This window comes from Bradyrhizobium canariense (genome assembly GCF_018130465.1).
Lineage (GTDB): Bacteria > Pseudomonadota > Alphaproteobacteria > Rhizobiales > Xanthobacteraceae > Bradyrhizobium > Bradyrhizobium canariense_C.
The window spans coordinates 540,538-566,979 of the sequence record NZ_JAFCKJ010000002.1 but is presented as its reverse complement, the minus strand read 5'-3'; the positions used below and the strand labels follow the sequence as shown (position 1 = coordinate 566,979).

Sequence of the window (26,442 nt, the reverse complement as noted above, 5' to 3'; positions counted from 1 at the left end):
GGGTATCTCAGCTTGCCGCAGGCAGGACGCTATCCGGCCGCGCGCCCCATGGGCGGTCGGCCGAGGCGAGCCCGATCAGGCGGCCCTGGATGTAGTCGCAGCCCCAGTCGCGCAGCATGTCCGCAGCTTCTTCGTCCTGCACCCATTCGGCCACCGTCTTGATGTCGAGGCGGCGGGCGAGGTCGATCAGGGTCTGCACAAAGGCGCGGTCGTCGGCAGAACGAGTGATGTTCTGGACGAAGGCGCCGTCGATCTTGACGATGTCGACGCCGAGCTTGCGCAGATTGCGGAACGAGGTGTAGCCGGCGCCGAAATCGTCGATGGCGATGCGACTGCCGAAGTTCTTCAGCCGGGTGACGAAGCCGCGCACGTCGTCGATGTCCTGGATCGCGACCGTTTCGGTGATCTCGACGATCAGCCGCTCGGCGACGCCGGAATGGGCACGCATGAGCGATTCGATTCCCGCCCACCAGTCCGGGTCCATGGTGGTGTCCGGCGAAATGTTGAGGCTGAGGCAAATGTCGGGCGCGGCGGCGAGCTCGGCGACCACGAGCTCGAGCACGCGGTGATCGACCAGGCGGATGAGGCCGAGCCGTTCCGCGACCGGCACGATGTCGGGCGCGAGCAGCACCTGGCCGTCGCCCTGGTCCATCCGCACCAGGCATTCGTGAAAGGCGCACTCGCGCGAGAGGGCGGCAACCACCGGCTCATAGGCGAGCTTGATGCGGCGCTCATTCAGCGCGGTGACGATCTCGTCGGTGACGCGGATGTTGACGCGGCGCTGGGCGTCGCGCGCGGCATCCGGGCGCCAGGCTGCGAACGAGCCGACGCGGCGTTGTTTCGCCGCGTCGAGGGTCTCATGGGCGCGATTGACAGCTTCATCGGTGTTGCGGGCATAGCGCGGCACGCTGACCGCGCCGATCGAGGCGGTGACCGACACCGGGCCGGATTTGGTCGGCACCACCTCGTCGCGGATGCCGGCGAGGAAGCGCTCGGCGGCGACGTTCATGTCGTCGACGGTGCAGTTCTTCAGGATCAGGCCGAACTTGTTGCCGGAGAAGCGGCCGAGCACGTCGCCGCCGCGCAAGCGCGCGCGAATGCGCGTGGCGACGTCGAGGATCACGGCGTCGGCAACGTCGAAGCCGAAGGCGTCGTTGACGCGCGCGAGATGATCGATGCCGACCAGCATGAAGGCCGCGGTCGAGCGGAAACGGGTCGTCTCCTCGATCGCCTCGGCCAGCGCGGCGATCAGATGCGAGCGATTGAGCTCGCCGGTCAGCGGATCGAGCCGGGCCAGCTTCGTCAGTTCCTCGTCGCGGGCGTGGCGTTCATTGTTGATGCGGACGGAGCCGATCGCACGCACCGGGCGACCGTCGGGGCCGGCGAACCAGCGCCCGGTCTCCTCGATCCAGACCACGGGATCGGCGGCGCTCATGCGCACGCCGTATTCGACCCGGTAGGGCGTGCCGTCGGCGCCATGCACGGCTGATGTCTGTGCCAGCGCGGCGGTCCGCAACGATTGCGCGGGCTCGATCAGCTTGGCGAATTCGGCGCCGGTGGCCAGCCGCTCGGCGGGAATCCCGGGGAAGATGGCGCTGACCTGCTCACCCCAGACGATGGCATCGTTGGCGATGTCCCAGGCGAACACGGCCTGGCCGAGGGCGGCCAGGATGTCGGAGGCTTGCGGTAATGCGGGGGTCAAAATCGCCTCGTTTCGGGACAGCGGAGAGTCCTGGGTCGGTACAGGATAGAGCCAAATTCGCCCCCGACCCTAGGCAAAGTTGATAAACAATTTGGAAACCACGTTTCCTCACGCGCAGGAACCAAGCCGACCCGCCCGGCATAGGCCTTGCGAGTACATGACTCGCACCGGCACCAGCGTCTCGAAACGCGACAATCTTCGCCGGATCAACGGTGATGCGATGTTGAGTACTGATCGATCGGACCACGTAGCGGACGGCACAGGCTCGGCTCTGGTGCCGCTGATGCCGATTTTGCAGTGGGTCCACAAGGCACCGCTGCCGCGCCCCGATCCCAGCTTCGTCACCCAGCTCATCGCCAATGCCGAGCACCTGCCCCAGACGAGCCGGCTCCGCCGCGCGTCTTCCGAGGATGCGCAGGTAGCCTATGGCAGCAAGCGCCCGCTTCCGAGCGTCACCGCACGCACGCGGCAGGTGGCTTGAAGTAGATCAGCGCGGCGCGTCAGGGGACGGCTGCGTGCCGTTACCCGGCTGCAAATGCGGCGAGGGGATTTCCGGCGAGGGCGAGCTCTGAACCGGCTTCGGCGCGGGATGATCCATCAGTACGGATTCGGCGACCGACTGCGCGGAAGGTGCGGATGCGGGCGGCGCAACGACCGGCTCGAACTTGGGCTCGACCACCGCTTCATCGACTGCCTCTTCAGCCTGCCGCCTGGCCTTGCGCGGCGCAGGTGCCGTTTCGGCGGCATAAGCGACGCGGCGGCGCGTGCGCTGGGCGATGCCGCCGAGGAAATCGGCCATCGCCAGCAGCACCAGAAGGAAATAGGTGGAGTTGCCGAATTTCGGCCACATCACGAATTCGGCCGCGGCCGCGCCGAACACGATCAGCGACAGCAAATGATCCATCAGGAATTTCGAGCCGGGCCGCGCGCCCTTGACCACTTCGAGCAGCAACAGCACGACGCCGAGCGCGAGCATCACGTCGGCGAGCGTGACCGGCCAGGTCTCGCCCGTGATCATCGGCACCTTGAACAGCACGTCCGTAAAGGACACGCTCGGCATCAGGAAGGCGATGATGTTGTAGACCGCAAGCGGGATCAGGAGCAGCGGGAAACCGACCATCGGCGGAATGCCTTCTCGATCAATATATCCAGACAGGACAATGCGGCGGCGAAGCATTCGCTCCGCCGCCGTCACTGTCATATCTCATGGGTTGGCCGAAATCAGGCAGGCCCGATGGTCCTGCCTCAAGAAAGGTCCCTAACTCAGGACTCTTTCTTCTTCAGGACCTGACGGCCCTTGTACATGCCGGTCTTGAGGTCGAGATGGTGCGGACGACGGAGTTCGCCGGAATCCTTGTCTTCCACATAGGTCGGCTTCTTGATGGCGTCAGCCGAGCGGCGCATGCCACGGCGCGACGGCGAGGTTTTTCTTCTCGGAACGGCCATTTCAGTATCCTCTAGGGATTGGTGTCATCAGGGCATCGTCCGCGAGGGGACGGCTCAGCACCCGCAAACCGAGGCGAGCTGAATGCCAGTCAAGGCCGGGCTTATAGATGAAGGCCAGCCTTAAATCTAGGGCTCTGGGCCGGAAAAAGCGCCCGAAAAGGACCCGAAATCAGCGGTTATCCCGCCAGCAGGTCGAAAGCGAGCTGGCCTGCGCCCTCGCCACATAGGTCCCGGCCAGCCGCCGGACGCCCGGCCCCGGCGTCCTGGCGCTGCGTTTGACCGGATTCGGCAGGATCGAGGCCAGAAGCGCCGCCTCCCGGGGGGAGAGGTTCGCCGCCGACTTGCCGAAAGCATACGCACTGGCCGCCTCGGCCCCAAACTGGCCCTGCGGGCCGAGCTCGGCGATGTTGAGGTAAATCTCCAGGATCCGCGCCTTGGGCAGGACGAGATCGACCCACAGCGCCAACGGGAATTCCAGCGCCTTGCGGACGAAGTCCCGCCCCTGCCAGAGGAACAGGTTTTTCGCCACCTGCTGGGTGATGGTGGAAGCGCCCCGGAACGGGGTGCCGTCCTCCTGGGCATCGTCGATCGCCTCACGCAGCGCACCCCAGTCGATGCCGTGATGCTTGCAGAAATGGGCGTCCTCCGCCGCCACCACCGAGCGTGGCAGCGAGGACGACATCGCCGCCAGATCGATCCATTCCCGCTGCATCGGCGCCCCCCGAAGCGAGCGCCAGACCATCAGCGTCGAAACGGGATGGCCGGCGCGGTAGAACGGCGCGATGACATAGGGCGCGAGAGCCGCGACCGCGAGCACCAAGAGAAGGATTTTGACGACGCGCAAATCAACCTTTCCGGCGCAGAACGAAACGCGGCCACGGGCCCGGCATTAAGTCTGTGATAATTCGGGCCTTTTCCAGCACTTTTTAGGCCTTCCAAACGATTGACTGAGGCGGGCGCATAAAGGATTGTCCCGCCGAATTTTAGTTCTGGAGCCCTTCTTGATGACCAGCACGTCCCCGTCCGATTTCGCCAAACGTCTGGACAAGACCGCTGATGACACCGAGGCCCTGCTCGGGCGCCTGCTGTCGGACGACATCCTGCCCGATGAGATCGCCCGGCCCAAGCGACTGATGGACGCAATGCGCTATTCGAGCCTCAACGGCGGCAAGCGCCTGCGGCCCTTCCTGGTGGTCGAGAGCGCGGCCGTGTTCGGCGTGCCGCGCGAGGCCGCGCTGCTCGCCGGTGCGGCGCTCGAATGCATCCACTGCTATTCGCTGATCCACGACGATCTGCCGGCGATGGACAATTCGGACCTGCGCCGCGGCCGCCCAACCCTGCACAAGAAGACCGACGACGCGACCGCGATCCTCGCCGGCGACGGCCTCTTGACGCTCGCCTTCGACATCATCACCCGCGACGAGATCCATCGCGACGCCAATGTGAGGCTCTTGCTGACCCGTGCACTGGCGCGCTGCGCCGGCATCGGCGGCATGGTCGGCGGTCAGATCCTCGATCTCGCCGGCGAAGGTCGCTTTGGCGACCGCGAGCCGGTCGACGTCGCACGTCTTCAGCAGATGAAGACCGGTGCTCTGCTGCGCTACGGCTGCATCGCCGGCGCGATCCTCGGCCAGGCCTCGCAAAAGGAATATCAGGCGCTCGACGATTACGGCCGCGCGCTCGGCGAAGCCTTCCAGATCGCCGACGACCTGCTCGACGTCGAGGGCGACGCGGCTGCGCTCGGCAAGCCCTCGGGCCAGGACGCAGCGATGGGCAAGACCACCTTCGTCACGCAGCTCGGCCTCGAAGGCGCCAAGCAGCGCGTCCGCGACCTGCTCGCGCGGGCTGACAGCGCCGTGTCGATCTTCGGCGATCGGGCCGCCGTGCTGCAAGCGGCTGCGCGCTTCGTCGCCGAACGGAAGAGCTAGTCGCGCGATGGCGAGCGGCAGCAAGGAAGATCCTGTCCTCGCTCGCTTCCGCAAGATGTCGAAGCCGGTGCGCCTGGTGTATGCGCGGCCGCGGACGTTCATATCGCTGGCCGTCGGTATCCTCGTCTGCCTGCTCATACCGGGTTCGCACCGGCTGGTGACGCGGCTTCTGTTCGGCTGGGATGCGCTGATCGCGGTTTATCTGGTGCTGGTCTACGCGATGATGCTGTGCAACGACCACGAGCACATCCGCCGCAGCGCCGCGATGCAGGACGACGGTCGCTTCATGATCCTGCTGGTGACGGCGATCGGCGCCTTCGCCAGCATCGCTGCGATCATCTCCGAGCTGGGAACGCCGCATCGCGGCGGCCTGGAGCTGACCATCGCAATCAGCACCATTGCGCTGTCATGGGCCGCCGTGCACACGACCTTCGCGCTGCATTACGCTCATGACTATTACCGGCACGCCACGCCAGGCGGCCTTCAGTTTCCGAGCGGCGACAAGGAAGACCACGCCGATTATTGGGACTTCGTCTATTTCTCGTTCGTGATCGGCATGACCGCGCAGGTCTCCGACGTCGGTATCACCGACAAGACCATCCGCCGCACCGCCACCGCGCACGGCATCGTGTCATTCATCTACAACACGGCCTTGCTGGCGCTGACGGTCAACATCGCGGCGAGCGCGATCTCGACCTGAACTCACTCCCCCGTGAGTCGTCCTGGCGAAAGCCAGGACAACCATATGGCGACACCGCAACCCTTAGTTACATACCTCGGCATTGGCATCGTTGCCGGGGCCGCCCCCGCCGCGATATTCGAGATGGCAACTACGGTTGACCGGACGGCAGCCGCCGCTATTGCAGAATAGCTGCCCGCCACTCGAGCGGCGGCTGGCGCCAGCGGCAGCCGCAATGCCGGCGGCGCCGCCAAAGCCGCCCGCCGCTTCGGCAGCCGCACCGCCGGCTTGACGACGCTGCCGTGCGGGACGCTCGTCACCGTCGTCACGCTTTGCAATCGCAGGCTTGGCGGTCGCAGGCTTGGCGGGCTTGGCGGCACGCTGCTTCTCGCACTCGTTGTCGTCGTTGAGCGCATAGCCGTCACGGCAGACGATCTTGGTGCACTTGTCGCCGTCGGCCTTGAAGCCGTGCTCGCAAACCAGCGGACAGACGCGCGACTGCTTTGACTTGACCGTGTCGAGTGCATCGGTGCTCGCCACCTTCACGTCGAGCTTGGTGCCGGCATAACGGTTGAACTGCGACAACGACCGCTGCGCGGACGTGGTCCAGTTGCCGTCGGCGGCGCCGGAGAAGCAGCCGACGCGGCCGAGTTCGGTCTGCACCGAGCGGCTGAGATCGGCCGGCGCGGTGGCCGGCGTCAGCGACGCGACGTTGGTGCCGGCGGGGCTCGCCGTGCTGGCGGGTGCTGCACTCGGCGCCGCGGCGGCGAGATTGACGCGCTGCTGCTCGGCGGCGGCCGCCTGCTGCTGCGCCTGCTCCTTGGCCTTTTGCGCGGCAAGCTGTACCTGCTCTGCGGCCTTCGCATCGGCGGCTGCCTTGGCCTGCGTATCCTTTTGCGCGCCAACTGCGGCAAGACGATCGCGCTCGGCCTCGGCCTGTTTCGCCTTCTCGGTGGCCGCCGCATGAGCTTGCTCAGCGCCGATTTTTTCGAGCTGAAGCTTGGCAAGGCTCGCATAGAAGCCGTCGGAATGCTGGGCGAGGAACGCCTCCCATGCCGGCCTGTTGCCGACCTGGAGCGCGAGCTCGTAATCACGGCGGATGTCGGCTTGGGGGTTCGGCGCGGGCGCAGCGGCAGCCGCAGCGGTCACCTTGACCGGCACCAGCGGCACGTCCTCGCCGCCGAGCGAACCATAGACGAACGGCTCCTGCTTGTTACCGGTCGACTTGAGCACCTCGTCACGCACGAAGCCGAAGGCGCGGCGGACGTCGAGGCCGGGCGTCGTCAGATGCTTCGACAGCGCCACGGTAAAGGGGCTGTTCGCGCCGTCGCCATCCTGCGCCGTGAAGCCGGCCTTGGCCGAATAGGCGATCAGCGTGTTGGGGCTGGTCGGCTCAACCTGGGCGAGGCCGCGGCCGAGGCCGCGCGAGGCGACCGTGCGCTTCATGGTCTTGCCGAACGGATTGTCACGGCAGGCATCCAGGATCACCAGGCGAAGCTGCTTGGCCGGTTCGACCGCGACCAGGACGCGGTCGAGGGAGAGCGCCTCGTCAAAGACGTCGGTGTCACGCTCCAGCTTGGCGTCGACAGGGATCAGATAGTTCGAGCCTTCCACCTCGATGCCGTGGCCGGCATAGTAGACCACGGCGATATCGGCATCGCGGGTCCCGTCGGCGAATTCGCGCAGCACACGCCGGGTTTCCTGCGCCGTCAGGTCGTGCCGGGAATCGACGATGTCGAACCCGGCCTCCTTCAGCGTCCTGGCCATCACCGAACCGTCGTTGACGGGGTTCGTAAGCGACGGCGCATGCTGATAGGCGGAGTTGGCGATCACCAGCGCGACGCGCTTCCCGGCGAAAGCGGGCCCGGCACCGAATAGCAGCGCGACAGCGAGGAGAAGCGGACAAAGTCTGAGCAAATTGCGCATGACACGACTTCCGATGGTTCAGGGCCGTTCGAGCCCCTTTGGGATGGCTTTAACGGGGTCCGCCGCGGGCGCTTGTGATGGAGTCACGAAGGTGGCGCCGGCGGCAGGCCGAAAGACCCCTTTTGTTTGTCGCGCCAGTCCGATCGCGGTTCGCCGAGGAATAGGTGTGCAGCAGGTTACCTCAGGCATCCCCGACGTGGCCCCGATATTGAGGCAGATTGTCCGTAATCTCGTGCCAGGGCGCCTTCGAACCCACGAAAATGTGGACGCTCGGTCGGATCGAGGGGGCATCGACCAGGGTTCCCATGGCGACATGGACCCATTTTCCGTCGCGCACCCGGGAGTAAAGCAACGAGCCGCAGCGGGCGCAGTGGGCGTCATGGGTGGCGTCGTCGCCGTAGATGACGCGCTGGTCTTCACCATGGGCAATGCGCAGCTTGTCCTGGGTTATTCCGGCGAACGGCTTGAAGGCGGCGCCGGTGGTACGGCGGCAATTCGAGCAGTGGCAGTTCATCGCATACGAGAACGCGTCCACCACCTCGTAGCGCACGGCGCGGCAGTAGCATTCGCCGATCAGGATACGAGCGTTCGAATTCTCTGATCCGGTCATCACAGTGTCCTCGCGCAAATGGTACGCACTCCCATAGCGCATTTTGATGTGTAGGACTAAGTTCGCCGCGAGCCATCATTCAAAGGGATGACCCATGAGCCAGAACCGTTCGAGCGTCGAAGCCGTCGTGCAATCCTATTTCGACGGACTTTACGAGGGCGATGCCGAAAAACTCGGTGCCATCTTCCATCCCTCCGCCGATTTGCGCTGGGTCGAGAAGGGCGAGCTGCAGGTGCTGACCGTGCCGGACTGGCTCGACCGCGTGCGCAAGCGCCCCTCCGGCAAGGCCGAAGGCAAGCCGCGCGAGGATTTCATCGTCACCATCGACCGTTCGGACGACAAGACCGCCTTCATCAAGGTCCGGTGCCAGCTGCCGCCGCGTTTTTTCACCGACTATCTGGTGGCGATGAAGCTCGCCGACGGCTGGCAGATCGTGTCGAAGTCTTATCGGTATGACCTGCGGGAGTGAGGGGGCTTCCCTCCCGCTCGCCGCTGCGTTCCCTCCCTCGTCTCCGCCCAACAGGTCCCCATGCTTCTCGACCGCCGTTCGCTGCTCGCCTCGCTGTGCTGGATTGCCGCCTCCCCCGCGCTCGCCGCGGACGCGCAGCCTGAGCTCGAAACCTATGAGCGCGAGAGTGGCGGCCGGATCGGGGTCTATGCCGAGAACCTCGCGACCGGCGCCAAGCTCGCCTGGCGCGCCGACGAACGGTTCGTCATGTGCTCGACATTCAAGGCGTCGCTCGCGGCTTGCGTACTGGCGCGGGTCGATCGTGGCGAGGATCAGCTCGCGGCCATGATCCCGTACGGCAAGGCCGACCTGCTGGAGTACGCACCGGTCGCCAAGCAAAACATTGCCGCCGGCGCAATGTCGGTCACCGAGATGTGCAAGGCGATCGTCGAGCTCAGCGACAACACCTGCGCCAATTTGCTGTTGGCGCGGATCGGCGGCCCCGCCGCGCTCACGGCATTCTGGCGCTCACTCGGCGACACCACCTCGCGGCTCGACCACAACGAGCCCGAGCTCAACCGCTCACCGCCCGGCGATCCCCGAGACACCACGACGCCGGCGGCGATGGCAGGCAATCTGCGCCGGCTGGTGACGGGCGATGGGCTGTCGCCGGCCTCGCGTGCTCAACTCACGGAATGGATGGTGGGTTGCAAGACCGGCGCGAACCGGCTGCGTGGCGGGCTCCCCGCAAGCTGGAAGATCGGCGACAAGACCGGCAACAACGGCAAGGACGCCTCCGGCGATATCGCGGTGGCCTGGCCCAAGACCGATGCCAAGACAAACGCCAAATCCAACGCCAAGACCGACAGCAAGCCGGATGCACCGATCCTGATCGCGGCCTATACCCAGGGCGGCACGCCGAGTGCGGCACAGTTCGAAGCCGTGTTCGCACGCATCGGCCGCATGGTGGCCGAGCGGCTGGCGTGAGCCGCATGCATTGACCTTGCGGTCGCTTCCGGGTGAAGACAGATCATCATGGAAGCGAAATTTCAGACCTTTCTCATCCTGCTCGCCGTGCTGGCGGGCACCGCGCTTGTCGCACGCCGCTTCAACATCGCGCCTGCCATTCTGCTGATGCTCTCCGGTGTCGGCCTCGCCTTCGTGCCGGGCATGCCGCCGGTCGAACTGCCGCCGGAACTGGTGCTGCTGATGGTGCTGCCGCCGCTGATCTACTCGGCGAGCGTCGCGATGAGCTGGCGCGAGTTCAAAAAGAATCTTCGCCCGATCGTGCTGCTCGCCGTGGGCGCGGTGATCTTCACTGCGGCGCTGGTCGCAACCGCCACCCACTATTTGATCGGCCTGCCCTGGACGATCGGCTTCCTGCTCGGCGCCATCGTCGCGCCGCCCGATGTGGTGGCGCCGCTCGCGATCGCGCGCCGGCTGCACCTGCCGCGCAGGCTCATGGTCATCCTCGAAGGCGAAGGGCTCGCGAATGATGCCACCGCGCTGATCCTCTACCGCTTCGCGCTCGCCGCGATCATGGTCGGCCATTTCTCGCTGCCTCTGGCAGGCGGCGAGTTCTTGCTCATCGTCGCCGGCGAGATCGCCTTCGGCATCGGTGTCGGCTGGCTCTCCTTGCGGTTCCGCAAATGGTCGGGGGATCCGCAGGTCGAGCTGACACTGTCGCTGATCACGCCCTACGTGTCCTACTGGCTGCCCGAGCATCTCGGCGGCTCCGGTGTGATCGCCACCGTCGCCTGCGGCCTCTATGTGAGCTGGAACGGCCCGCTGCTGATCTCGGCCTCGACGCGCCTGCAAGGAATCTTCTTCTGGGACCTCGTGATCTATCTGATCGAGGGCTTGCTGTTCCTGCTCACCGGATTCCAGCTGCGCGCGCTCTACGAGAAGTCGAAGGCGTTTCCGCTCGACGACATCATGATCGCGACCGCCGTGGTGCTGGCGGTCGTCGTAATCGCGCGCTTCGCCTGGCTCTATCCCGCGACCTATCTGCCACGGATGCTCAGCAAGTCGCTGCGCGTGCGCGACCCGTCCCCACCATGGCAATGGCCGTTCGTGCTTGCGTTCACCGGCGTGCGCGGTGCGGTGTCGCTGGCGGCAGCGCTGGCGCTACCGTTCACGCTGCCGGGCGGCGAGGCCTTTCCGTTTCGCGACCTGATCCTGTTCGTCGCCTTCGGTGTCATCTTCATCACCTTGATCGGTGTCGGCCTGACGCTGCCGCCGGTGGTGCGCTGGCTCGGCGTCGCGGAAGCCGGTCGCAACGAGCATGTCGCCGAGCACGAGGCCGAGATCGCGGCTCGGCGCCAGGCCCTCGATGCCGCCCTGAAGTCGCTCGACGTGCTGACGGAGGAGAAGGACGTGTCGGACGAGGTGATGCGGCTCCTGCGCGCACGCCACGAGATCCGGGTCAACCAGCTACCGGACTCGCTCGACCCCACCCACCACGACGTCTCCGCCGCCGGCACCGCCCTGACCCGGGACCTGATCGCCGCCGAGCGCAAATTCATCCACGACCTGCTGCGTGACGGCCAGATCACCGACGAGACGCGCCGGAGGATCGAGCGGGATCTGGATCTGGAAGAGGCAAGCTTGGCGAACCGGGAGTATCGGAGAGGGCCGCTATAGATTCTCGTCATTGCGACGCGTAGCGAACTACCGCCTCTCGCAAAACTCCCTCATCGCCACCGCCACGGCGCCCGCAATGATCTCCTGCCGCTCCGGCGAGTTCATCGTCATCTCCTCGTCGCGGTTGATGATCGAGCCGGCTTCGAGCAGCACTGCGGCGCTGCGGGTTTGCGAGAGCACGACGAGCCCGTCATAGCGGTAGACGCCGACATCCTTGTCGAGCAATTGGCGCCGGTAGCGGCCCATCACCGGCAGGGTGTATTGGCTGGCATAGTGCAGGTCCTGCTCTTTCAGCTGCCTGCCGATCATCCGGGCCAGCATCAGGCTGGCGGCGAAGTGCGGATTCCGCTGCGACACGAACAGAGAGTGGCCCGAAAAGCGGTCGCTGAACTAGCTGTTTGCGCCGTCGAACTCCCAGGTCCCGAGCAGCTTGTCCGGCACCGAATCGTGATGGATCGAAAGGAAGAGATCGGCCCGGGCGTCGTTCGCGGTGCTGACGCGTTTGAGCAGGCTCGGCCGCGCCTTGCCGTCCGTGACGAGCAGGCGGGCCGCGGCAAAGCCTTCGGCCTTGAGCTTCGCCGTGATCCCCTTTGCAAGCCGGAGATTGAAGCCGAACTCGGGATCGTTGCGTGCGCTCAACGCGCCGTAGGAGTCCGGGGTGTGCCCGACATCGACAACGATACGGAATTTCGACATCTCACATTTGACCGGCGACTGCGGCGGCTTGGGTTTCGCGATTTTCCGCGCGAGAGCGGCTTCGCCGCCGGCAACAGCTGCAAGCAACGATAGCAGGCTCGACGCGACCAGCATCAAGACGAGATTTGAGATGATGCCCCGTAATTGCCCCAAGCCCTACTCCGCTGCCGCAATCCGCGGTCGGCCGACGAATCCCGCGACGTCACCAAAGCGTTCCAGCATCACCGCGGGCAAGTCCTTGGCCTTGCTGGTGACGCAGGCGCCCGAGCGCACGGCGTAGCGATCCTGGTGCGCGGCCTGCGGCGGCGGCTCGCCCTGCTGAAGTGCCCGCGCCAGCTCCATCACGACCTTCCGAAAATGCATGATACCGAGATCGGTCGGACCGAGATGCTCGCGGGTGCGGTCGGCGATCGGGCCCTGGCTGTCCTGCACGGCCGCGTCCTGTTCGGAGACGCCCTTGATGCCGGTGTAGCTCCTGGTCTTCTGCAGCTTGCGGTCGATCAGATAGTCGTTGCCCTTGTGGCGCAGCGGCACGTAATTGTCGCCGACCTCCGCGATCACGCCATTGCCTCTGTCAAAGGCGTCACGCTCGACTTGCGTCAGCGGCCGCTCCGGATTCCAGGCATAGGTGTAGATCCAGCAATTGGTGTCGGTGACGGGCACGAAGGTCTGGCCAAAGATGTTCTCGCCCGGCATCGCGCTCGGCGCATAGGCGTGGAACGGCATCAGGAACTGCGCGATGCGCCAGTAGATGTCATCGCGGCCGGTGAGCCGCCCACCTGCGATGGTGAGGCCCGCCTCGTGCGGGGCGATCTTGATCACAGGGCGCGGATCCTCCGCGATCCAGCGCATGTGATCACTCGACATCCGCGCGATCGGATTCACGAAATGCCTCTTGATGTCCAGAATCTCGTTCTCCTCCTTATCGAAGGAGAGGTGCGCGAAGGTGAAATGCGCGGTGTCGATCGAACCTTCCAGCGCCTGCACCCAGTTGCAGTCCTGCCATTTCTTGCTGACATAGCGGTGCGAGGCCGGCAGCAACGCCATTTCGAGATCTGGCAACTCGGGCATCGCATCCGCCGGGCCCATATAGGCCCAGATCATCTCGCCCCATTCGCGCACCGGATAGGATTTGACGCGGATCAGGTCTTTGGCGTTGAGGTCGGGATAGGAGGTCGGCATGTCGACGCACCGGCCGTCGGTGTCGAACTTCCAGCCATGATAGACGCAGCGGATGCCGCATTCCTCATTGCGCCCAAGCCAGAGATTGGCGCCGCGATGCGGGCAGTACTGGTCGATTAATCCGACAACGCCGCGCGAGTCGCGGAAGGCGAGCAGCTCCTCGCCGAGAACGATGATCTTCTTCGGCTCGCCGTCGGGCTCGGGAAGTTCTTCCGACAAAAGCACCGGGATCCAGAACCGGCGCAACAATTCGCCCATGCCCGTTCCGGGGCCCGACTCGGTCAGGAATTTGTTGTCCTCGGCGCGGAGCATGGAAAATCCTCCCGACGGTCTTTGTTTTCGGCAAGATTGGCGCGGACGCGGGAAGACGTCAACGCAGAACGCGGTGCGTAGGGCGGGTCATACCGGCCGCTCCCCCTTCACCGTCACGCGTGTGCCGGAGCGCGTGTGCGGCCAGTAGTCCCACATCGCGCGGTGCTGGGTGCAGCGGTTGTCCCAGAACGCGATGGCGTTCGCGGTCCAGCGGAAGCGGCACTGGAACAGCGGGTTCTCGGCGTGCTGGTAGAGGTAGGCGAGCATCGCGTCGCTCTCGTCGCGCGGGATGCCGTTGATGTGGCGGGTGAAGCCGCGGTTGACGTAGAGCGCCTTCCTGCCCGTGACCGGATGCGTCCGCACCACGGGATGCTCCGCATTCGGATAAGAGGGACGATCCGCGACGCCGTAATTGGCATAGAGCCCGCGATAGATTGGCTCGCCGTCGTGCAGCGCGGTCAACCCGTCGAGATAGGCCTTCATGCGATCCGACAGCGCCTCGTAGGCCGCATACATGTTGGCGAACAGCGTGTCACCGCCGCGCGGCGGGCACTGCTTGATGTAGAGGATCGACCCCATCGGCGGCTCGAGATCGCAGGACACGTCGGAATGCCAGCCCTCGCCGTTGGCGCGCGGCGAGTTCGCATCCGCATAGATCTTCATCAGCGCCGGGTCTTCATCCTCGTGCGGCGCGGCAGGATGGAAATGCAGATCGCCGAACTTGCGGCCGAAGGCGAGATGCTGTTGCGGCGTGATATTTTGGTCGCGGAAGAAGATGACGAGATTTTCGGCGAGCGCGCGGTGGACCTCGTCCATCTGGCGGTTGGATCGGGCATCGTCGGAAACGAGCTTGCCGATGTCGACGCCGGAGATTTCCGCACCGATGATGGGAGTGAGCTTTTCGACCGCGATGGTCTCGTAAGCCGCGCCGTCTTCGGCCGTGTGGCGGTAGCGCGGACCTTGCTTGCCGGCGAGTGAGCTCATGGCGTGTCTCCCGATCGTTTTGATTGGGAGTATGGTAGCTCTTGGCAACAGAAGCGCAATCTGCGCTGCAAACTCACCTCGTCGTCCCGGACAAGCGTAAGCGCAGATCCGGGACCCATAACCACAGGATTGAATTTGACGAAGATTCGGAACCACTATCTCGCGCCATAACCACCGCCCGTGGTTATGGTCCCGGCCCCCCGTGCGCAATTGCGCACTAGGCCGGGACGACAGCTCGGTACGAGGCGCGAGCGGAGTAAAACTACTCCGCCGCGGTCACCGGCACCTTGGCGCCCTGGCCGTAGCGCTGCTCGATGTAGTCGATCACGAGCGCCTTGAAGTCGGCGGAGATGGTCGGGCCGCGCAGGGTGCGGAACTTCTTGCCGTCGACGAACACCGGGGCAGCCGGCGCTTCGCCCGTGCCCGGCAGCGAGATGCCGATATTGGCGTGCTTGGATTCGCCGGGGCCGTTGACGATGCAGCCCATCACCGCGACGTTGAGCTCTTCCACGCCGGGATATTTCGTCTTCCAGGTCGGCATCTCGTCGCGGATGAAACCCTGGATCGAGCTGGCCAGTTCCTGGAACGTGGTCGAGGTGGTGCGGCCGCAGCCGGGGCACGCCGCAACCAGCGGCACGAATGTGCGGAAGCCCATGGTCTGCAGGAGCTCCTGGCCGACCTGCACCTCACGGGTGCGGTCGCCGCCGGGCTCCGGCGTCAGCGAGATGCGGATGGTGTCGCCGATGCCCTGCTGCAACAGGATGCCGAGCGCCGCTGATGACGCCACGATGCCCTTGGTGCCCATGCCGGCCTCGGTCAGGCCGAGATGGATCGCGTAATCGGAACGGCTGGCGAGAACCTCGTAGACCGCGATCAGATCCTGCACCGCCGAGACCTTGGCCGACAGGATGATGCGGTTCTTGGGCATGCCGAGTTCTTCGGCGCGCGCCGCCGAGAGCAGCGCCGACTGCACCATGGCTTCGCGCATCACCGCGCGCGCATCGCGCGGATTGGCCGAGGCGGTGTTCTCATCCATCAGCCTGGTCAGCAGTTCCTGATCGAGCGAACCCCAATTGGCGCCGATGCGCACCGGCTTGTTGTTCTTGTTGGCGATCTCGATGATGTCGGCGAACTGGGTGTCGCGCTTGTCCTTGAAGCCGACATTGCCGGGATTGATGCGATATTTGGCGAGCGCCTCGGCGCAGGCCGGATAGGCCGCGAGCAGCTTGTGGCCGATATAGTGAAAGTCGCCGATCAGCGGCGTGGTGATGCCGCGCTTGGCGAGGCCGTCGCGGATGTGCGGGACGGCGGCGGCCGCTTCCTCCCGGTCCACTGTGATACGGACCATTTCGGAGCCGGCGCGCGCGAGCGCTGCGACCTGGGCAATGGTGCCGTCGATATCGGCTGTGTCGGTGTTGGTCATCGACTGCACGACAATCGGCGCACCGCCGCCGACGGCAACGTCGCCGACCTTGACCTGGGTCGTGTGATGACGCGGGGCAGGCCCCGCGATGTCGGAATCGATGGTGTTTTCGAGCTTGTTCATGGCGTCCAAATATCAGGTTTTGGTGACGTTCAGCAATGCATCGCGAGGCGCCGCAGCGGATTGGCTGGGACGGTTAACTAGAAAAAGCCCAGCAATTACAAGGACCGCGGCGGCCGCGAATGTCAGATTCAGCGTGTCGTGCATGATGAAATAGCTACCCACCACGCCAAACAAAGGGGTGATGAAGGTAAAAGCCGACAATTTGCTGGCCGAATAGGTCTTCACCAGCGCGAACCAAAGCGTGAACGTGGTTCCCACAACCCAGATCGCCTGGAAGGCCATCAGGCCCAGCGACAGCGGCGACGGGGTGTGGGGGATGGTCTCCCCGAACAGCCAGGCGGCCGCGCCGAGGATCGGGACCGAGGTCGCAACCTGGTAGCCCAGCGCCTTCTCCGGCGCCGCGAAGCGCAGCCGGGTGCCCTTGGCAACCAGCGTGGTCGCCGCCCACAGCGCGGCGCCGCCGACGATCATGAGGTCGCCGAGCAGAACATGCGAATCGACGTTGGGCTGCGGCACGCCAATCGCGAGTGCGACACCGGCAAAGCTTATGGCGAGCCCCAGCCATTGCGTCCCGCCAAGTCGCTCGCCGAGCACCTGGTAGGAGCCGAGCGCGACGAAGAACGGCGCGGTGTAGAGGAACACGACCGCCCGCGACGCCGGTGTGAAGCGCAGGCCCTGGAAGATCAGCACGAACTCGATTCCGAACATCAGTCCGGCGATGACGCCAGGCTTCCAGGTGCCGTCGCGTTCGAAGAATTTAACGCCGCGCAAGCTGCCGATGATGAAGAGCACCGGCAGCGCGCCCATCGAGCGGAACGTGGCCTGAAGCATCGGCGGAATGTCCGGCAGCACCAGCTTCACCGCGATCTGGTTGAACCCCCAGGTCAGGCACAGCATGAGCATCAGGGCGATGGCGCCGGCGCTGAGGGGACGACCGGCGGACGGTATGGCTTGAGGTGAGGACATTTCTTCCTGAAAACCGGCTTTGCGCCGTTGTTGCTCTATGCAGCTTGCTGACAATGCGCGCAGACGCCCGTGATTTCCACCACGGACAATTTGGGAGCGAAGCCTGAGCTGCGCGCGGCGGCGTTGAGGTCCCTGGCGAAGGCTGCCGACGGAATCTCACCGACCAGGCCACAGCGCTCGCAGATCAGGAACGTCACCGCCGAGGTCGCGTCGTGGTCGTGAGCGGCGCAGGCGAGATAGGCGTTGCGGCTTTCGATTCGGTGCACGAGGCCGTTGGCCATCAAGAAATCGAGAGCACGATAGACCGTGATCGGCGCCGGCCGCGGCATCGATTTCGCCAGCTCGTCGATCACCTCATAGGCGCCGAGCGGCCGATGACTCGAGAGCAGCGCCCCCAGCACATGCCGGCGTATGGGCGTGAATTTCTGCGCGCGCTGCTCGCATACAGCCTCGGCATGCGCCAGCGCATCCGCGGTGCAGCGGCCGTGATCGTGGTCGGGCGCGGGAAATGCCGGTTTTGCGAGGGTCATGCGACGGACGTTCTAGCATTTCAAAAGGGGAACCCAAAGCAGGACCGGCGATGCGGCGATCAGCCATGCTCGTCCTGCGGGACAGCGTCCCGCAAACCCGCCATGAAATAATCATAAGCTTGCTTATTATATCCCAAGCTTATTGGAGACCAAGCTCATGAGCCGAGGGCCCGTGGACCAGAATTTCCTGTTTACGCTCGCCGAGCTCTATCGCCTGCTCCGGGTTTATGCCGACAAGGAAGCCTCGCGCTTCGGCATCACCCGCGCGCAATGGGCGGTGCTGGCCAAGGTCGAGCGCAGCGAAGGCATGAAGCAGTCCGAACTCGCCGAGCTTCTCGAGGTGCAGCCGATCACGCTGACGCGCCTGATCGACAAACTCTGTGACAGTGACTGGATCGAACGACGCAACGATCCTTCGGATCGCCGCGTCAAGCGGCTGTACCTGAAGAAGGCCGGGCGGCAGTTGCTCGGACGGATGAGCGGGCTGAAGTCCGAGCTCACGGCCAACGCACTCGACGGCATCACTCCGGCGGACGCCCATCGCCTCCTCACCCAGCTCGAAACAATCAAGGAAAACGTGCGTACCGCGATCCAGGCCAGTGGAGCGGAGCAAGCGCGTAAGGAGCAGCGCTATGGCTGATCAAGTTCTCAAGTTCCAGCCCGAGCAGAAAATCGACAGCGGCAAGCCCACCAAGAAAGCCGGCACCAATCCGCGCCGCCGCCTGATGGCGGGCTTGCGCCGTTATCGCCGCGTCCTGCTCCTGGTCGTGCTGCCGGTCGTCGTCGCGGTCGCCGGCTTCACCTTCTATCTCAATGGCGGCCGCTATATCGGCACCGACGATGCCTATGTCGGCGCGCAGAAAGTGCTGGTGACGCCTGATATCTCCGGCAAAATCCAGAAGGTCGTCGTGAAGGAGGGCCAGATCGTCAAGCACGGCGACGAGCTGTTCGAGATCGACCCCGCTCCGTTCCGTCACGCGTTGGAAGAAGCCAAAGCGCAACTCGCCCAAGCGCGCACGACCTATGACAATCTCGTTGCCAACATCAATATCTACGGCGACATGCTCAATCTCGCCCAGCAGGGCGTCGACCTGAAGCAGCGTGACGTCGAGCGCAAGCAGGCGCTGGTGAAGAACAACTACGGCTCGCAGCTCGATCTCGACAACGCGTCGAATGCACTGGTGACGGCCGGCGCGCAGGCGCAATATATCAAGCAGCAACTCTCCAATGCCAGGACGCAATTGCTGGGCAATCCCGAGTTGCCGCTGGAGCAATTCCCGTCCTACGCGCAGGCGAAAGCCAAGCTGGACGATGCCCAGCGCAACCTCGACCACACCGTGCTGCGCGCGCCGATGGATGGCGTGGCAACACAGGTCGAGCAGATCCAGCTCGGCCGCTACGTCGCCGCCGGCACGCCGGTGTTCTCCATCATCGACGTCGCCCACCCCTGGGTCGACGCCAATCCGAAGGAGAGCGACCTCACCTACGTCACCGAAGGACAGCCGGTCACGCTCGAGGTCGACGCGTTCCCGAACCATATCTTCAAGGGCAAGATCGGCTCGCTTTCGCCCGGCACCGGCGCGCAATTCGCGATCCTGCCGCCGCAGAACGCCAGCGGCAATTTCGTCAAGGTGGTGCAGCGCGTACCGATCCGGATCTATTTCGACGAGACCGACAAATACGTGCGCAAGCTGAAGGCCGGCATGAGCGTCTACGCCACCATCGACACCGGCCATCAGCGCTCGCTCGCCGGCCTGCTCGGCCTGTCGGCGACCGCGAGCCAGGACAAAGATCAGGACAAGGACTAATCCAATGGCGGAGTCCAATCCCGCCCTTATGGTCCCCGGCCTGCGCCGGAACATGGTGACGATCTGTGCCATGACGGCAACCATCATGCAGGCGCTGGACACCACCATCGCCAACGTCGCCCTGCCCTACATGCAGGGCACGCTGTCGGCCTCGCAGGACCAGATCAACTGGGTGCTGACCTCCTACATCGTCGCCGCCGCGATCATGACGGCACCGGTGGGCTGGATCGCCAACCGCTTCGGCCGCAAGCGCATCTTCATCATCTGCTCGGCCGGCTTCACCTTCGCCTCGGTGCTGTGCGGACTTGCGCAGGACATCAACCAGATGGTCCTGTTCCGCCTGCTGCAAGGCGTGTTCGGCGCGGCCCTGGTGCCGTTGTCGCAGTCGGTCATGCTCGACTATTACACGCTCCAGGAACGCGCCAAGGCGATGTCGATCTGGGGCATGGGCGTGATGATGGGGCCGATCATGGGTCCATCGCTCGGCGCCTGGCTGACCGAGACTTATTCCTGGCACTGGGTGTTCTTCGTCAATTTGCCGTTCGGCGCCATCACCGTGATCGGGCTGATCATCTTCATGGACGAGACCCGAAAGGATCTCAGCCTCAAGTTCGACTGGTTCGGCTTCGCGGCGCTGGCGGTCGCGATCGGCTCGCTTCAGCTCGCGCTCGACCGCGGCGAGCAATTGGGCTGGCTCGAATCGGGCGAGATCATTGCGGAGTTCATCGTCTCGGCCGTCGCCTTCTACTTCTTCATCGCGCACTCCTTCACGACCTCGACGCCGTTCATCCGCTTCGCGCTGTTCAAGGATCGCAATTTCGTCACCGGCTGCATGTTCATGGTCGTGATGGGCCTCGTGCTGTTCTCGACCATGGCGCTGGCCTCGCCCTACATGCAGAACGTGATCGGCTATCCCATCATCACCGCGGGCCTGCTGCTGGCGAGCCGCGGCTTCGGCACCTTCTTCGCCATGATGCTGGTCGGCCGCATGATGCGCTATTTCGAGGCCCGCACGCTGATCATCACGGGCCTGACGCTGACCGCGGGCTCGCTGTTTCAGATGACCGGCTGGACCGATTTGACCCAGGTGCCGGAGATCGTGACCGTCAGCGTCATCCAGGGCTTCGGCTTCGGCCTCGTGTTCGTGCCGCTATCGACCGTGGCGTTCCTGACCTTGTCGAATGAGCTGCGCACCGACGGAACCGCGATGCTGACCCTGATGCGCAACGTCGCGAGCTCGGTGGGCATTTCCGTCGTCATCGCCCAGCTGACGCAGGGCACGCGGCGGACCTACGCGATCCTGTCCGAACACATCAACCCGTTCAACCATGCGCTCCAGATGCCCAGCGTCAGCGGCATGATCAATCTCTCCACCGACGCCGGCCGCGCCATGGCCGATCGCATGGTCAGCGTGCAGGCGCAGATCATCGCCTTCGCGCACGACTACGAACTGGTGATGTTCTTCATTCTCTGCACCATCCCGCTCGCCTTGCTGATCGGCTCGACCAAGGCCACCCTGCGCAAGCAGGCGGCCGGGCCGGAACATGCGGTGATGGAGTAGCCACGGCTGTCATGGCCCGGCTTGACCGGGGCATCCAGTACGCCGAGGCTTCTACGCATCCACGAACGTCTCTGGAATACTGGGTCGCCCGGCCGAGCCGGGCGACGACAGCGAAGGTGTAGCACGAGCTGCTACAACAACTCCTCGCAACCCAGATCCTCGACCGCCATCATCACCCGTTCCAGATTATTCCACCAGATCACTGGCGGGATGTTGATGCTCCATTGCCAGACCGGCTTGGTGATGTGCCAGAGCACTGACCAGCGGTAGTCGCGATCCAGCGCGCCACGCGTGTAGCCCGTGACGCCGCTTTCGATCAGCGTATCGTGGTAGAGATTGAGCAGCAGCCGTTCGCGCCCCTGGCGTCGTTCCGGATACCAATGCATCGCCATCATGTAGGCGAGATCGTTGGTCGGCACGTCGATACCCCACAGGTCGAAATCGAAGACGCGCACGGTATCGGCGACACCGGCGCGCGGCAGCAGGAAGTTCCAGGTATGGGCATCGCCATGGGTGATGCTGAGGTGACGCCGCGAATTATAGCGGTCGGACAGTCGAGCCGATTGATCGATGAAGCGGCGATAGAGAATGCGCCGCTCCTCGCTGAGGCGGTCACCGAGCAGATCGGCAAAACGGTCGTAATGACCCGCAAACGTCTCCATATGTTGCGTGCTGTCTTCGGTGCTCGCCCAGCTGCCGACGGTTTCGCCGAGATCGGGATGGTCCCACCAGGCCGCGTGCCAGCGCGCGAGCGTCGTGACGATCGCGACCGTATGCTCGCGCGACGGCGGCAGCGGCCATTGCGTTGCGATCTCGTGGCTGTCGGTGAGATCCTCGAGCAACAGGTGCCAGACCAGGCTCTCCTCGTCGAAATGCGCGTCGAAGCAGCGCGGCACGAGTCCCGGCGGCATCTTCGGCGCAGGCTGCGTGTAATAGGCCACCTCGTGCCGGCCGGCATTCGCGAGCGTCCGCGCGAACGCGGAATTCGCGGTCTTCAGGATCAGCGATTGCGGCGAGCCGGCAGATTCCCCGACATAGCGCAGCCCGAGCCTGGTGATGTGCGACACCACCGTGTCACGCTCATGCAGCACCTTCACCTCGCGCACGGCGCCGGCGTCCAGTGCGCCGGCCTTGCGCAACGCCGTCGTGAGACGTGCCGCGTCCGCCATCTCCGGCAATCGTGAATCTGTCATGAGAGCCCGACTCCCGTCGCGTTGCTGCATTCTGCACAACCGCGCTGCCGGGCGCCAGCGGCCTTGGCGCCCGACTTCAAGCCGCGGCGGTCGAGTCGCGCACGGTCCGCACCACAACCGACCGGAGCTGTTCGAGATTGGCGGCCATGCCGGCGATCGCCTGCCTGACCTCCGCGGCGCGCTCGTTCACGGAGGCGGCGTCGCGGCTGACATCACCGATCTTGGCCGAGACCTCCCTCGCCGCGGAAGCCGATTCGGAGATCGAGCGCGTGATCTCGCGTGTCGCGGCATCCTGCTCTTCCATCGCGGCGGCAACCGAGGTGGCAACGCCGTCGATCTCGACGATGTGCCCTCCCATGGTTTCGACGGCGTCGACCGCGGCCTGCGTCGAGGCCTGGATCTCGGCAATCAGCCGCCCGATCTCCTCGGTGGATTTGGCGGTCTGGTCGGACAGGGATTTCACTTCGGCGGCGACCACCGCGAAGCCGCGGCCGGCCTCACCGGCGCGCGCCGCCTCGATCGTGGCGTTGAGTGCCAGCAGGTTGGTCTGGCCGGCGATGCCGCCGATGAGGTCGGAGACCTCGGCGATCTTCTTCACCGATCCGGCCAGCGCCTGGATGGTCGAGCGTGCCTCTTCACGACCGGCGACCGCCGATTTTGTAACTGTGCTGGTCCGCGCGACCTGGGTTGCGATCTCGCGGATCGAAGCACTGAGTTCTTCCGCTGCGGCCGAGACGGTCTGCGAGCTGCCGAGGGCCTGGGTGGAGGCGGCCGCGACCGCCTGCGACTGTGCCGAGAGCGACCTTGCGATCTCGGACAGACTGGAGGCGGCACGCTCCACGCCTTGCGTCGCCGCGCTCGCGGTGTCGACCGAGCGGCCGGTCTCGCGCTCGACGGTTTCGGCCATCTGCTGCAGGGCCCCGCGCTTGGCGAGCGCCGCCTCCTGCTCCTTCTGCAACTGCTCCTCGCGCAGGCGGGAATTCTCGAGCGCCGACTGCTTGAACACCAGGAGCGCGCCCGCCATCGAGCCGACCTCGTCCTGTCGGTGCGCGAAAGGAATGTCGGCGGCGAGATCGCCGGTCGCGAGCTTTTGCATCGTGCTGGTCATGCGCACGATCGGGCGCACCACGCCGAGGGCGACACCGAGCAGGCCCGCCGCAATGAAGGCGAGGACGGCGGCGGAGACGCCGAGGAGAATATAAAGCATGGAGCTGTCGCGGTCCGCGGCCAGCTTCTCCATGTCGGAATTCTGCTTGTTGGCGCTCTCGACGATGCTGTCGATGACGGCGCGATGCGCGGTGTAGGCATCCTTGAGCTGCGCGTAGGCGCGCTCGGAGGCGGCCGTGTCCTTGGCCTTGAGGGCGGGAAGAAGCTGGTCGGACAACAGCTTCCAGAACTTCTGCACCTCGGCGTCGGATTTCGACACCAGGGCCGTCTTCAGGTCAGCCGAGAGGCTGGATGTGACCCAGAATGCCTTGCGCTCGTCGTAATCCTTGCGGAGCTGGACCAGGCGTTCGCCATGGGCCGCCAACTGGTCCGGCTCGCGCATGGCGAGAGTGGCCTCGAGATAAGCCTCGATCACATATTCCGGCGGCGGCAGGATGTCCGCGATGAGGTCGTTGCCGAGCTTGATGTCGGAATACAGCGGACCGCCGACCTTGAGCTCTTTCAAGGCGTAAAGGCTGGTGGAGACCACGGCGGTGAAACCGATGGCGAGAGCGATGCCGAAAGCAATGATTGCGGAAGAAAGCGAAAGGCGAATTTTCATGGAACAATCCGATGGGCCGCGCCGAATCCAACGGACCCTAAAGGATTACGGTAAACACGGGATTGCATCGCGCGGAAATTGCATCGCGCGAACTCCGGAAAACTACGGGAAACGGCGTCAGGTGAGCGGTTTCGGGCAGCGAAGGTTGGGCTCTGTCCGCCGCTGTCGTCCCGGATCAGCGCTCCGCTTGTCCGGGACGACGCTGGAGTCACACGTCGAAAAACACCGTTTCGTTGTCGCCCTGAAGCCGCAGGTCGAGCCGGTAAACCGGCTTGCCGGCCTCGCGCTCGGCGGTCAGCGTGGCGCGGCGATCGGCGGGCACCACCGCCAATACGGGATCGGTGGCATTGCCGGCCTCGTCGCCGAAATAGATGCGGGTATAGAGATGTCGCAGCATGCCGCGCGCGAACACCGCCAGAACGATGTGCGGCGCCTGCGGCTTGCCGTCGGGATCGGGCACCGCGCCCGGCTTGATGGTTTCAAAGGAATAATTGCCGTCCTTGTCGGTGCCGCAGCGGGCAAAGCCGCGGAAGCTCGCATTCGGCAGCGCGCGCTTGTCCTGCGGATCGGCAAAGCGTCCCTGCGCGTCAGCCTGCCAGATCTCCAGCATGGCATCGGGCACAGCGACGCCATCGCCGTCGAACACGCGGCCCTCGATACGGACGCGATCGCCGGTGACGTCGGGCGTCAGGGTCGAGTTGGTGAACGCATCGTTCCAGGCATACTCGCCGGTCGGCGTCAGGCCGTATTTGAAGAACGGGCCGACGGTCTGCGATGGCGTGATCCCATAGTCCTGCACTTAATGGTTCTCCATAGGCGTGGCGTTCTTGCCGCGCAGCACGATGTCAAAGCGGTAGCACAGCGCCCATTCGGGCTGGGTGTTCTCGAGATCGAACGACGACACCATCCGCGCCCGCGCCTTCTCGTCCGGCACCGAATTGAAGATCGGATCGAACGGGAATAGCGGATCGGCCGGGAAGTACATCTGCGTCACGAGACGCGTGACGAAGGAATGGCCGAACACCGAGAGATGGATGTGTGCGGGACGCCAGGCGTTGTGATGGTTGCCCCAGGGATACGCGCCAGGCTTGATCGTGACAAAACGGTAGTACCCGGAGGCGTCGCTCACGGTGCGGCCGGCGCCCGTAAAATTCGGATCGAGCGGGGCCGGATGCTGGTCGCGGACGTGAACGTAGCGGCCGCAGGAATTGGCCTGCCAGATCTCGACCAGCGAGTTCGGCACGCCGCGGCCGTCCTCGTCGCGCACATGGCCGTGCACAATGATGCGTTCGCCGAGCGGCTCGCCGGTGTGCTGAGTGGTGAGGTCGTTGTCGCCCTCGCGCACGGTCTCGTGGCCGTAGACCGGGCCGGTCAGCTCCGACAGCGTATGGCGCATCGGGATCAAGGGCTTGTTCGGCGCGCGCTTGATCGAGCTCTTGTACTCGGGCGACAGCGGCAGCGGATGCGCCGTGTTGCTGTCAACGGGATAGATGAATGTCATTGGCGAACTCCTCCCCCGGTCATCGTCGGTCCGACCGGTCAACGCTTCCGCCAATCATTATAGGACATAACTAATTTGGGGAAGCGGCTTTGAGCCCTATTTGATCGGCGGACGCGGCAGGACGGCCTCGCCGGCTTCGAGCCGGTAGACATGGTCGAGCGAATACCAGGGCGTCGCGACTTCGCGCGCGGTCGGATGAGGCGTGTCATGGCGCAGGAACTTGCCGATCAGCGCCTTCGTCACGCCGAACTGCACGTCGCTATCGATATGCGGATCGGCGGGGTCGTAGACTTGCGAGATCAGCACCTTGAATCCGGGCTTGAAGACCAAGGCGTGGAGATGCGCGGGACGATAGGGGTGACGGCTCTGCGCCTCCAGGAGGCGGCCGACCACGCCGTCGGTCGGAATGGGATAGCCGACCATCATCACGGAGCGGAAAGAGAAGCCTCCGTCCTGGTCGGTCGTAAACTTGCCGCGCAGGTTCATGTCGGCCTGCTCGGGGTCCTGGTTTTCATAAAGACCAACGGGCGAGGCGTGCCAGACATCGACCTCGGCGCCGGCGACGGGACGACCGTCCTTGTCCACGACGCGGCCGTTGACGAACAGCGGCGCGCCCGGCGTCTCTGAGCGGACGATCGATCCGCCGTTCTCCACGCGCGGTGAGTTCAACCGCCAGAACGGTCCGAGCAGCGACTGGTCGGTTTCCGTGTTGCCCTGATCGCCATTGTTCAGCAGGCACACCAGCGGCGAGACGCCGAGCGAGCCTGCCATCAGCACGACCTCGTTATGCGTGTCGGTCGAGAGCTTGCCGAGCTCGGCGATAACAGCCGTGGCGTCGCGGAATTCCTTCTCGGTCAGGCGAACGTCGCGAACAAAACCATGCAGATGCTTGACCAGGGAGACCATGATCTGGCGCAGCCGGGGATCGGACGTCCGCTCCATCACTGCCAATGCCGCGGCCGTGACGTCCTGCTCGCGCGCGATGATCATGGGCTACTTTCTCCCTGTCATTC

Annotated in this window: 25 protein-coding genes and 1 pseudogene; 9 read left to right on the top strand and 17 right to left on the bottom strand. The window is 64.8% G+C overall.

From position 1 onward, the window contains the following. Positions 1 to 7 precede the first annotated feature (7 nt). Positions 8 to 1,702: a bifunctional diguanylate cyclase/phosphodiesterase gene (locus JQ591_RS06930; protein WP_211395265.1), complete on the bottom strand. Its 1,695-nt coding sequence runs from the start codon at positions 1,700 to 1,702 to the stop codon at positions 8 to 10. A gap of 220 nt (positions 1,703 to 1,922) precedes the next feature. Here JQ591_RS06930 and JQ591_RS06925 point away from each other — a divergent pair, with 220 nt between their 5' ends. Continuing rightward, complete coding sequence (locus JQ591_RS06925; RefSeq protein ID WP_211395601.1) at positions 1,923 to 2,183, top strand: hypothetical protein; 261 nt, start codon at positions 1,923 to 1,925, stop codon at positions 2,181 to 2,183. Between the two features lie 6 nt (positions 2,184 to 2,189). Here JQ591_RS06925 and JQ591_RS06920 read toward each other — a convergent pair whose 3' ends face one another. The 3 genes from JQ591_RS06920 to mtgA all read right to left on the bottom strand — a co-directional run bounded on the left by JQ591_RS06920 (position 2,190) and on the right by mtgA (position 3,992). Next, entirely contained in the window at positions 2,190 to 2,822 is a 633-nt protein-coding gene (locus JQ591_RS06920; protein ID WP_211395264.1) for a hypothetical protein, read from the bottom strand. Between the two features lie 143 nt (positions 2,823 to 2,965). Beyond that, complete coding sequence (gene rpmF, locus JQ591_RS06915; protein ID WP_007598106.1) at positions 2,966 to 3,148, bottom strand: 50S ribosomal protein L32; 183 nt, start codon at positions 3,146 to 3,148, stop codon at positions 2,966 to 2,968. Between the two features lie 169 nt (positions 3,149 to 3,317). Next, positions 3,318 to 3,992, bottom strand: coding sequence for a monofunctional biosynthetic peptidoglycan transglycosylase (gene mtgA, locus JQ591_RS06910; RefSeq protein ID WP_211395263.1), 675 nt, complete (start codon positions 3,990 to 3,992; stop codon positions 3,318 to 3,320). Positions 3,993 to 4,152: 160 nt separating this feature from the next. On the opposite strand from mtgA, the gene JQ591_RS06905 reads away from it, so the two are divergent. Together JQ591_RS06905 and JQ591_RS06900 are read left to right on the top strand one after the other, a co-directional pair. Beyond that, on the top strand, positions 4,153 to 5,076 hold the full coding sequence (locus JQ591_RS06905; protein WP_211395262.1) for a polyprenyl synthetase family protein: 924 nt from the start codon (positions 4,153 to 4,155) through the stop codon (positions 5,074 to 5,076). A 7-nt stretch (positions 5,077 to 5,083) separates the two neighbouring features. Beyond that, a complete protein-coding gene (locus tag JQ591_RS06900) occupies positions 5,084 to 5,776 on the top strand; it encodes a DUF1345 domain-containing protein (protein WP_211395261.1) in 693 nt (230 codons plus the stop codon). Between the two features lie 63 nt (positions 5,777 to 5,839). Here the strand turns inward: JQ591_RS06900 and JQ591_RS06895 are convergent, their stop codons facing one another. Next, positions 5,840 to 7,681, bottom strand: coding sequence for a caspase family protein (locus JQ591_RS06895; protein WP_211395260.1), 1,842 nt, complete (start codon positions 7,679 to 7,681; stop codon positions 5,840 to 5,842). Between the two features lie 181 nt (positions 7,682 to 7,862). Beyond that, positions 7,863 to 8,291, bottom strand: a complete 429-nt coding sequence (locus JQ591_RS06890) for a GFA family protein (RefSeq protein WP_211395259.1) — start codon at positions 8,289 to 8,291, stop codon at positions 7,863 to 7,865. Positions 8,292 to 8,385: 94 nt separating this feature from the next. Between JQ591_RS06890 and JQ591_RS06885 the strand changes: the two genes are divergently transcribed. The 3 genes from JQ591_RS06885 to JQ591_RS06875 are packed head-to-tail and all read left to right on the top strand — an operon-like array spanning position 8,386 to position 11,382. Beyond that, on the top strand, positions 8,386 to 8,760 hold the full coding sequence (locus JQ591_RS06885; protein ID WP_007598116.1) for a nuclear transport factor 2 family protein: 375 nt from the start codon (positions 8,386 to 8,388) through the stop codon (positions 8,758 to 8,760). Between the two features lie 60 nt (positions 8,761 to 8,820). Continuing rightward, entirely contained in the window at positions 8,821 to 9,726 is a 906-nt protein-coding gene (bla, locus tag JQ591_RS06880) for a class A beta-lactamase (RefSeq protein WP_211395258.1), read from the top strand. A gap of 48 nt (positions 9,727 to 9,774) precedes the next feature. Beyond that, positions 9,775 to 11,382 carry a Na+/H+ antiporter gene (locus JQ591_RS06875; RefSeq protein ID WP_211395257.1) on the top strand — a complete coding sequence of 536 codons (1,608 nt, stop codon included), beginning with the start codon at positions 9,775 to 9,777 and terminating at the stop codon, positions 11,380 to 11,382. A gap of 27 nt (positions 11,383 to 11,409) precedes the next feature. Here the strand turns inward: JQ591_RS06875 and JQ591_RS06870 are convergent. From JQ591_RS06870 to JQ591_RS06845, 6 genes and pseudogenes are all read right to left on the bottom strand, one after another. Then, positions 11,410 to 12,192 (bottom strand): annotated as a pseudogene (locus JQ591_RS06870) (N-acetylmuramoyl-L-alanine amidase). Between the two features lie 42 nt (positions 12,193 to 12,234). Next, entirely contained in the window at positions 12,235 to 13,572 is a 1,338-nt protein-coding gene (locus JQ591_RS06865; RefSeq protein ID WP_211395256.1) for a Rieske 2Fe-2S domain-containing protein, read from the bottom strand. An 87-nt stretch (positions 13,573 to 13,659) separates the two neighbouring features. Continuing rightward, positions 13,660 to 14,556 carry a TauD/TfdA dioxygenase family protein gene (locus tag JQ591_RS06860; protein ID WP_211395255.1) on the bottom strand — a complete coding sequence of 299 codons (897 nt, stop codon included), beginning with the start codon at positions 14,554 to 14,556 and terminating at the stop codon, positions 13,660 to 13,662. A gap of 262 nt (positions 14,557 to 14,818) precedes the next feature. Then, positions 14,819 to 16,102 carry a flavodoxin-dependent (E)-4-hydroxy-3-methylbut-2-enyl-diphosphate synthase gene (gene ispG / locus JQ591_RS06855; protein ID WP_211395254.1) on the bottom strand — a complete coding sequence of 428 codons (1,284 nt, stop codon included), beginning with the start codon at positions 16,100 to 16,102 and terminating at the stop codon, positions 14,819 to 14,821. A 12-nt stretch (positions 16,103 to 16,114) separates the two neighbouring features. Beyond that, a complete protein-coding gene (locus JQ591_RS06850) occupies positions 16,115 to 17,068 on the bottom strand; it encodes a DMT family transporter (RefSeq protein WP_211395600.1) in 954 nt (317 codons plus the stop codon). 35 nt (positions 17,069 to 17,103) lie between these two features. Continuing rightward, positions 17,104 to 17,598 carry a Fur family transcriptional regulator gene (locus tag JQ591_RS06845; RefSeq protein WP_211395253.1) on the bottom strand — a complete coding sequence of 165 codons (495 nt, stop codon included), beginning with the start codon at positions 17,596 to 17,598 and terminating at the stop codon, positions 17,104 to 17,106. A gap of 157 nt (positions 17,599 to 17,755) precedes the next feature. On the opposite strand from JQ591_RS06845, the gene JQ591_RS06840 reads away from it, so the two are divergent. From JQ591_RS06840 to JQ591_RS06830, 3 genes are read left to right on the top strand one after another with little or no spacing between them, the layout of a single operon-like run. After that, on the top strand, positions 17,756 to 18,238 hold the full coding sequence (locus tag JQ591_RS06840; RefSeq protein WP_211395252.1) for a MarR family winged helix-turn-helix transcriptional regulator: 483 nt from the start codon (positions 17,756 to 17,758) through the stop codon (positions 18,236 to 18,238). Continuing rightward, complete coding sequence (locus JQ591_RS06835; RefSeq protein WP_211395251.1) at positions 18,231 to 19,406, top strand: HlyD family secretion protein; 1,176 nt, start codon at positions 18,231 to 18,233, stop codon at positions 19,404 to 19,406. Before JQ591_RS06840 ends, JQ591_RS06835 begins: the two co-directional genes overlap by 8 nt. 4 nt (positions 19,407 to 19,410) lie before the next feature. Further along, a complete protein-coding gene (locus JQ591_RS06830; RefSeq protein WP_211395250.1) occupies positions 19,411 to 20,967 on the top strand; it encodes an MDR family MFS transporter in 1,557 nt (518 codons plus the stop codon). Positions 20,968 to 21,098: 131 nt separating this feature from the next. On the opposite strand, the gene JQ591_RS06825 is transcribed toward JQ591_RS06830, so the two are convergent. The 5 genes from JQ591_RS06825 to JQ591_RS06805 form a co-directional block, all read right to left on the bottom strand. Further along, entirely contained in the window at positions 21,099 to 22,160 is a 1,062-nt protein-coding gene (locus JQ591_RS06825; RefSeq protein ID WP_211395249.1) for a phosphotransferase, read from the bottom strand. Positions 22,161 to 22,236: 76 nt separating this feature from the next. Then, on the bottom strand, positions 22,237 to 23,928 hold the full coding sequence (locus tag JQ591_RS06820) for a methyl-accepting chemotaxis protein (protein ID WP_211395248.1): 1,692 nt from the start codon (positions 23,926 to 23,928) through the stop codon (positions 22,237 to 22,239). Positions 23,929 to 24,136: 208 nt separating this feature from the next. Continuing rightward, on the bottom strand, positions 24,137 to 24,727 hold the full coding sequence (gene pcaG, locus JQ591_RS06815; RefSeq protein ID WP_211395247.1) for a protocatechuate 3,4-dioxygenase subunit alpha: 591 nt from the start codon (positions 24,725 to 24,727) through the stop codon (positions 24,137 to 24,139). Beyond that, complete coding sequence (gene pcaH / locus JQ591_RS06810; protein WP_027514573.1) at positions 24,728 to 25,429, bottom strand: protocatechuate 3,4-dioxygenase subunit beta; 702 nt, start codon at positions 25,427 to 25,429, stop codon at positions 24,728 to 24,730. Between the two features lie 96 nt (positions 25,430 to 25,525). After that, positions 25,526 to 26,419 (bottom strand): dioxygenase, encoded by an 894-nt coding sequence (locus JQ591_RS06805; protein WP_211395246.1) that lies wholly within the window; start codon positions 26,417 to 26,419, stop codon positions 25,526 to 25,528. Positions 26,420 to 26,442: the final 23 nt, after the last annotated feature.